Consider the following 7,697-nt stretch of genomic DNA (forward strand, 5'->3'; position numbering starts at 1 on the left):
TTTTCAAAGCTGCTTTTAACTCGTTAAGGTTATCTTGGGTGAATAAGTTTGTCATGTCTCTATTATAACATCTATTTTTGATTTTGTTTTAGTATAAGACTGGTTTCGGGAGCTTGTTCTTTGAAGGTTCAGGCCGTTGATTAGATTTAAAAGCAGGAGTCGAAAGACTTCTGTTTTTGGGTTGGAAGGGGGCTTGTTTTTAATGACGCGGTATTGTCTAGTTGGTTTTCTAATTTAAAAGGTGTAAGAAAACTTTTACTTTTGACTATTTAACCGGTTAATGATAAAATAGATGCTGTTAACAAATAAAGATAAGGACTTATACTTCAAATGACTGCTTTAGCTAAACAGATCGACCAGGCCCTCAATGCCATTATTTTAAAGTCGGAAAATCATCTGGAACTCTTGGTTGGCGCCTGCCAGAGCGATGTTTCCCTGACCAATACTCAAGAGCATATCCTTATGCTGATCAATGATGGTGTTTTGAACAACTCTGATCTAGCCAAGGCGCTCAATGTCAGCCAGGCGGCTGTGACCAAGGCGGTAAAAGCGCTCAAGACCCAAGGCATGCTGGCCTCTGTCAAGGATGCTAAGGATGGTCGGATGACCCACCACCAGTTGACAGATTTGGCAAAACCGATTGCTGAGGAGCACGAGCATCACCATGCCCATACGCTCGAAGCTTACGAGGCCTTGATTGCGACCTACTCTGCTGATGAGCAGGCGGTCATCAGCCGTTTTCTCCAAGATTTGTTGGTCAAGATTGAGGAGAATTGATGCGCTATATTACAGTTGAAAACCTGTCCTTTCAATACGATAAGGAGCCAGTTTTAGAGGGGATTTCCTACCATTTAGATAGTGGGGAATTTATCACCCTGACCGGTGAAAATGGCGCAGCCAAGACAACCTTGGTCAAGGCGACCTTGGGAATCCTGAAGCCCTTGAAGGGTCAGGTGACTATTTCGGAAAAAGGCTTATCAGGGCAAAAGTTGCGTTTGGCCTATCTGCCTCAACAGGTTGCTAGCTTCAATGCCGGCTTTCCGTCAACAGTTCACGAATTTGTCCAATCCGGTCGCTACCCGAGAAAGGGATGGTTCCGGCCTTTGACAACCCACGATCAGGAGCATGTCAGGGTCAGTCTGGAATCGGTCGGTATGTGGGAGCATCGCAATGAACGGCTCGGTTCCCTCTCTGGCGGGCAAAAGCAGCGGGCCATTATCGCTCGGATGTTTGCCAGCGATCCGGATATTTTTATCCTGGACGAGCCGACAACGGGGATGGACATTACCTCGAAAGAGGAATTTTACGGCCTCATGCACCATTCTGCCAAGAAGCACGGCAAGGCTGTTCTCATGATCACCCATGACCCAGACGAGGTCAAGGTCTTTGCTGATCGCAATATCCATCTGGTAAGGGACCAACAGTCCCCGTGGCGCTGTTTTAACCTCCATGAGCGCGATTACAGCCACGAGGAGGTGCCGCATGCTTAGTTTATTTGACTACTCCTTCATGCAGCGGGCCTTTTTGGCCATGATAGCCATGTCTGCCTTTGCACCGATCTTGGGGATCTTTCTGATTTTGAGACGCCAATCGCTGATGAGCGACACCCTCAGTCACGTGTCACTAGCTGGGGTGGCCTTGGGCCTTGTCTTAGGTCTAGACACACGTTTGTCTACGATTCTAGTGGTTTTAGCGGCAGCGATTTTCCTAGAGTACCTGAGGACCATTTACAAGAGTTTGATGGAAATCGGGACAGCTATCTTGATGTCCACTGGTCTGGCGATTGCCTTGATTGTCATTAGCAAGTCAGGCGGTGCTTCCAGCATGAGTTTGGACCAGTATCTGTTTGGATCCATCGTGACAATTAGTCGAGGTCAGGTCATGGCCCTCTTTGGAATTGCAGCTGTTGTCTTGATTTTGACAGCCCTTTTTCTCCGCCCTATGTATATCTTGACCTTTGATGAGGATACGGCTTATGTGGACGGCCTGCCTGTTCGCTTCATGTCAATCCTGTTTAATATGGTGACGGGCGTGGCCATTGCTCTTATGATTCCAGCGGCAGGTGCCCTACTGGTCTCAACCATCATGGTCTTGCCAGCGTCTATTGCCCTTCAGTTAGGAAAGAGTTTCAAGACAGTCATGGCCTTGGCGGTTGGCATCGGTTTTGTCGGGATGCTGTCTGGGCCGATTATTTCTTACCATTTGGATACACCGGCATCAGCTAGTATCACCATGGTCTTTGTGACCATCTTCCTGGTCGTCAGTCTTTTGAAAAAATTTATAAAATAAGAGGAGTTTCTCATGAAAAAATTAGCCTTATTGGGCTTGTCTTTGTCAGCAGCCTTCTTAGCCGCTTGTTCCAATCAAGCAGCGTCTGAGGAGCCAAAATTAGTAGCCACCTTCTATCCTGTTTACGAATTCACCAAGGAAATCGTTGGTGACAAGGCTGAGGTTGAGCTTTTGATTGAGGCTGGAACTGAGGTTCACGGTTTTGAACCGTCTGCTAAGGATATTGCCAAGATCGAAGATGCGGATGCCTTTATCTATGGCAATGAGAATATGGAAACCTGGGTCCATGAGCTCGAAGAAAACTTGGAGAAAGCCAAGTCAGATGTCAAGGTTATTTCTGCGACAGAGGGCATGCTTTTGTTGCCTGGCGGTGACGACCATGATCACGACCATGCCCATGGCGAAGACGGCCATCACCATGACTATGACCCCCATGTTTGGACCTCACCTTACCGGGCGATCATGATGGTTGAGACCTTGCGGGACCAGCTCATTGAGACCTACCCTGAACAGAAGGATGTGTTCACGGAAAATGCTCAAGCTTACATCGAGAAGTTGACTGCCTTGGATAAGGCTTACACAGATACCCTTTCTCAGGCCAAGCAAAAGAGCTTCGTGACGCAACACTCTGCCTTTACTTACATGGCTTTGGACTACGGTTTGAACCAGGTATCGGTGTCAGGGATCAGCCCAGAAAACGAGCCATCTGTGACCCGTTTGGCAGAATTGGCGGACTACATCAAGACCAATGCTATCAAATACATCTACTTTGAAGAGACGGCTTCTTCTGCAGTAGCAGAGACCCTTGCCAAGGAAACGGGTGTCAAAACAGCTGTCCTAAATCCTTTGGAAAGCTTGACAGCGGAAGCTATGGAGGCAGGAGAAACCTATATCTCAACAGCAGAGGCTAACTTAGAGGCCCTCAAGTTAACGACTGAAACAGAAGGTCCTGAAATTACCCCTGAGACGCCTGTTAATACTAAAACGGTCTACAATGGTTATTTTGAAGACAGCGACGTCAAAGACCGTGAACTATCAGACTACGCTGGCCAATGGCAGTCTGTTTACCCTTATCTCCTAGATGGAACTCTGGACCAAGTCTGGGATTACAAGGCTAAGAAATCAGGTGGTGCCATGACAGCAGCCGAGTATAAGGATTACTACGATATTGGCTACAAGACAGATGTTGAGCAAATCAACATTGACAAAGATAGCATGGAATTCATCGTGGATGGAAAAGGCCATAAGAACACCTACAAGTATGTTGGTTATAAGATCTTGACCTATAAGAAAGGCAACCGTGGCGTGCGCTTCCTCTTTGAAGCCACTAACGAAGACGCTGGCGATTACAAGTATGTCCAGTTCAGCGACCACAACATTGCCCCAGTTAAGACAGGTCACTTCCACATCTACTTTGGCAGCGAAAGCCAGGAAAAACTCCTAGAAGAACTAGAAAACTGGCCAACCTACTACCCAACTGACCTCAATGCCTTTGACATTGCACAGGAAATGTTGGCGCACTAAACACAAAAACCGATTGATTCTGCCCTAGCAGATGTCAGTCGGTTTTTTAGGTGGTTTGGTGCTGATTAGAAGAAAAAGGCAGTTGGATAAGGTATAGATGTTTAGCCAGTTTTTGCTAACTACTCAACAAACGTTAAAACATCTTCTGGTCTCTTGTTCAATTGCCAAGAATTTTCTTTTCCGTCAAAGTATTTAACTCCCTCTCCAAGCTTTTACTACTCTATTTGTCATCAAATAATTTATTTTAATTACCTCATCCAATGAAGCTGAAAAACTATTTAGCATTTCTCCAACTTAATTTGATAAATGGAGAGCTCATAAATCTATTTCTTTAAAAATGAATCCCCAGGTTTTAACAGAATACCATAACGATTTAACAGTCATGTAAAGAATTTCTTCAAAACTATATTTTTGAGCTAATTTTAGAAGAACTTTTTTCAAATTTTCTAAATAATAAATACTGGTAGAAATATAAAACTGACACCTATGGTTTGAGTCTAGAGAATCTCCTATTTTCATATCCATTTCAATAATTACTTCACTATTCCTTTTTACCGGTAAAAATGTCATTGAAAAACCTAAAGGGGAGTTGCTACTTAATTCTCCACCAACAATTAACTTTGTCAAGTTAGGATAATTCAAATAAAGCAACAAGTCGTTATAAATCTCATTCAAATTGTCATTGGAAAGGTAACAATTCTGTCTAGCGGTGATAAATTTATTTTGAGCAGTTAATTCGATTTCAAAAAAATCCTCCACCTCATCGTACCAAATAGTTTTGAAAACAATATTATCTTGCATTTTTCCCACCTCGTAAAACTAATTATCTTTAAATTTAAAGTCATCAAATCGACCAGTTATTTTATTAAAAACATAATGGATATGAGTTAAATTAGTTTCCGAACAAGTCTAATAAATCAATTGGTGATCATCTGTTGCAGGTTCATAGCCAAAAAATCTATCAAATCCAATAAAATGATTCTCCAACCAATTTTGAATAGCTCGTATCTCATCTTCTATCACAATCTTGCAAGGAAAATTTATTGTAATGTCTAAATCGTTCACTGTTCCTTCAAAACAAAAGAAAAGTAAAAGTTTTCTCCATTTTGATCTAAGTAATACTCAATATATTCCCTTGCCTTGTCTATAGATAGCGAATAATCTGATGAGGTACCTATCATTGTATAATACCAGCTATCAAAAGTTAAAATTAACTCACCTTCCACAATAGAATAGACATCTCCTCCCAAAATAGTTAACTGTAATTTTTCTATCTCAGCTAATATATTATCTATGCAATTCCAACTATAAGCATAGTCGTTAATTCCAATATCAGATAAATCAATTCCTTTGTTCAAAATATTCATTTTTGCAATACTCATTCTAACTATTTCTCCTTAATTGATCTGAAAAATCTATGGTTTACAGTATTATTAGGTTCTATAATATATTCAAATACTCCATTCCTCCCCTTATAACTGCCTGGTATTTCTACCTTAATTCTAGCAATACCATCTCCACCTAAAATTTTTGTAACTTTGCCATCAGCACCAAATGAATCTACTGTTTCAGGAAAGGAATGAAAATCACCTTGTTTCATTTGTCTCTTCACTTTGTCTGTATATTTGATATTTTCTAACGGATTTACAACATTATTTACACGACTACGAAATACTTGAGCTTCATCTACTCCATTCCCCACAACTTTCCCCACCGCTGTCAAACTGCCCTCAGCCTGTTTGACAAAGGTAGAGACTGTTTTCAGTGTTCGTCCTGTGTCAAAAGCAACCTCTCCGCCTTTTGCAACCCAAGTGCCGACCGTGCTCCCTTGGTGGCTTTTGCAGCGGTAACAGCCGCATGGCTCGCCTTGATGGTGCTGGTTGTGCGATTGATCGTTCCTACTGCTTTAGTGACATCATGAGCAGTATCCGCACCTTTTAAGAGCTTGCTCCCTGGAACAACACTAGCGGCCAACCAACCTGCTGCTGCGAGGCGGCTGGTTTTAGCTCCAGTGACGGGGTCTGTGCCTGTGATCAGGCGGTAGCCGTCATAGGCGCCAGTGAGTTCACCCGCTGTATTCACCACAAATCTTCCAACCGCCTTCAAGGTTTCTTGATGGCGCTTGAACTGCTCCTCCATCCGCTTCTGGGCTGCCTTGTCCTGGGCTGTCGGAGTGGTCTTCCAGTGGACAATTGGCCGTTCAGGGGCCTTTGGCTTCCAGGAACTTGGGAGACTTGGCCTATAGGACGACGGTACTTTGACAGCCTTGGGTTTCGGAGTCGGCTTAGCAACTGTTTTAGTTTCCGGGGTTGGATTGGATGCCGTAAAGGTCGGACTGCTCACTGGCGGGGTGTAGACTGGGACATAAATTAGAAATTGTGTTAAAGCTAATACTTTTAATATATAAAATATTATTACTAGGAAGTTAAAAAGTTAAGCATTTTCCTTATATTCAATAATACTTCTTCTAGCGGCATAAATTCATCATCATACCAATATTCTATTGAACCTGTTTCTATGGAAGCTAATCCTAACATCAGACTGTGATAAGGGGAGTATGATGGCCTTTCTTTATAGGTACACTCGAAAATATAACTCTCGCTTTCAACAAAGCTGTGATATTCACTGGGATTATCACAAGTAATCTCGTAATTAAAACTCTTACCTGCTATTTCAGTCTCTATGCATTCTTTAATAACATCTTTTTTTGTCTTCATTTAGTTTCCTCGGATTTTTATTATATTGCTTGCATCAGGTACTTCTGTTATCCCAGGCAAGCCTTTCTTAATATTTAATTTATCTTGTAGAGAACCTGGAAAATTAACTATTCCTACCCCCTTGAGACAAACTATGACTAGGGACATCAAATTCAACATAGACAGAACCTGACGGAGCTGCTTTAAATGAATTGATATCGGCTGGATTAGAAACATGTGTTTTAAATTGATCTGACATTTGCACTTTTCCTGTCTCAACCATTTTTTTGTATTCTTCCAGCGACATCCAGCGACCAACACGAGTGGTTTCAACAGTATTCTCAACCGCATTAACAGTTCGGCCAATACTCCCAACTTTCCCCACCGCTGTCAAACTGCCCTCAGCCTGTTTGACAAAGGTAGAGACTGTTTTCAGTGTTCGTCCTGTGTCAAAAGAACCTCTCCGCCTTTGGCAACCCAGGTGCCGACCGTTGCTCCCTTGGTGGCTTTTGCAGCGGTAACAGCCGCATGGCTCGCCTTAATGGTGCTGGTTGTGCGATTGATCGTTCCTACTGCTTTAGTGACATCATGAGCGGTATCCGCACCTTTTAAGAGCTTGCTTCCTGGAACAACACTAGCAGCCAACCAACCTGTCGCTGCGAGGCGGCTGGTTTTAGCTCCAGTGACAGGATCTGTGCCTGTAACCAGGCGATAACCGTCATAGACGCCAGTGATTTCACCTGTTGAATGAACCACAAAGCTTCCAATCACCTTTAAGGATTCTTGACAGCGCTTGAATTGATAAGAGGCTAAACTATTTTTTATTTAAACTCATAAATCTATTTCTCTAGAAATAAATCCCCAGAGTTTAACAGAATATTGTGTTTTATATTACCAAGAACGACACCTAACTAAGAACATGTATTCACAATAGGGATGCTAAGCTAATTAGGCTAGTTTTTGTCCAAATGAGAACAATTTTTTGCAGGGATAATGCCGTATTTCCAGAACATCTGATAGTTAGTAAGCTAAAATTAGCCCACTCTAGTAAGTGTTTCTGTTGTGAATACAGGTTCTATATAGCAGAAAATCCCGAGGCTGGGCAAAAACTAGTTTCAGAATAGACAAAAACGAGCATTTCCGCAGTTGGAGATGCTCGTTTTCCCATGTCATGGTTTATAATTATAA

11 protein-coding genes are annotated in these 7,697 nt (G+C 42.6%); 4 read left to right on the forward strand and 7 right to left on the reverse strand.

Features of this window, described 5'->3' with window-relative positions; translation table 11 throughout:
* Nucleotides 1–330 precede the first annotated feature (330 nt).
* The 4 genes from ABID29_RS11965 to ABID29_RS11980 are packed head-to-tail and all read left to right on the forward strand — an operon-like array spanning nt 331 to nt 3,813.
* Nucleotides 331–777, forward strand: a complete 447-nt coding sequence (locus tag ABID29_RS11965) for a zinc-dependent MarR family transcriptional regulator (protein WP_354366344.1) — start codon at nt 331–333, stop codon at nt 775–777.
* Nucleotides 777–1,490: a metal ABC transporter ATP-binding protein gene (locus ABID29_RS11970; RefSeq protein WP_354366345.1), complete on the forward strand. Its 714-nt coding sequence runs from the start codon at nt 777–779 to the stop codon at nt 1,488–1,490. Before ABID29_RS11965 ends, ABID29_RS11970 begins: the two co-directional genes overlap by 1 nt.
* On the forward strand, nt 1,483–2,289 hold the full coding sequence (locus ABID29_RS11975; protein ID WP_354366346.1) for a metal ABC transporter permease: 807 nt from the start codon (nt 1,483–1,485) through the stop codon (nt 2,287–2,289). Before ABID29_RS11970 ends, ABID29_RS11975 begins: the two co-directional genes overlap by 8 nt.
* A gap of 12 nt (nt 2,290–2,301) precedes the next feature.
* Entirely contained in the window at nt 2,302–3,813 is a 1,512-nt protein-coding gene (locus tag ABID29_RS11980) for a zinc ABC transporter substrate-binding protein AdcA (protein WP_354366347.1), read from the forward strand.
* Nucleotides 3,814–4,128: 315 nt separating this feature from the next.
* Here the strand turns inward: ABID29_RS11980 and ABID29_RS11985 are convergent, their stop codons facing one another.
* The 7 genes from ABID29_RS11985 to ABID29_RS12015 form a co-directional block, all read right to left on the reverse strand.
* On the reverse strand, nt 4,129–4,614 hold the full coding sequence (locus ABID29_RS11985; RefSeq protein WP_354366348.1) for a hypothetical protein: 486 nt from the start codon (nt 4,612–4,614) through the stop codon (nt 4,129–4,131).
* A 260-nt stretch (nt 4,615–4,874) separates the two neighbouring features.
* Nucleotides 4,875–5,195, reverse strand: a complete 321-nt coding sequence (imm40, locus tag ABID29_RS11990; protein ID WP_354366349.1) for an Imm40 family immunity protein — start codon at nt 5,193–5,195, stop codon at nt 4,875–4,877.
* 5 nt (nt 5,196–5,200) lie between these two features.
* Complete coding sequence (locus tag ABID29_RS11995; protein ID WP_354366351.1) at nt 5,201–5,536, reverse strand: hypothetical protein; 336 nt, start codon at nt 5,534–5,536, stop codon at nt 5,201–5,203.
* Nucleotides 5,537–5,574: 38 nt separating this feature from the next.
* A complete protein-coding gene (locus ABID29_RS12000; protein WP_354366353.1) occupies nt 5,575–6,156 on the reverse strand; it encodes a pre-toxin TG domain-containing protein in 582 nt (193 codons plus the stop codon).
* A 74-nt stretch (nt 6,157–6,230) separates the two neighbouring features.
* Complete coding sequence (locus ABID29_RS12005) at nt 6,231–6,530, reverse strand: hypothetical protein (protein ID WP_354366355.1); 300 nt, start codon at nt 6,528–6,530, stop codon at nt 6,231–6,233.
* A gap of 103 nt (nt 6,531–6,633) precedes the next feature.
* Nucleotides 6,634–6,894 (reverse strand): TreTu family toxin, encoded by a 261-nt coding sequence (locus tag ABID29_RS12010; RefSeq protein WP_435533166.1) that lies wholly within the window; start codon nt 6,892–6,894, stop codon nt 6,634–6,636.
* 47 nt (nt 6,895–6,941) lie between these two features.
* Nucleotides 6,942–7,265, reverse strand: a complete 324-nt coding sequence (locus ABID29_RS12015) for a pre-toxin TG domain-containing protein (protein ID WP_354366359.1) — start codon at nt 7,263–7,265, stop codon at nt 6,942–6,944.
* Nucleotides 7,266–7,697: the final 432 nt, after the last annotated feature.

Source organism: Streptococcus rupicaprae (genome assembly GCF_040545225.1).
Classification (GTDB): Bacteria; Bacillota; Bacilli; order Lactobacillales; family Streptococcaceae; genus Streptococcus; species Streptococcus rupicaprae.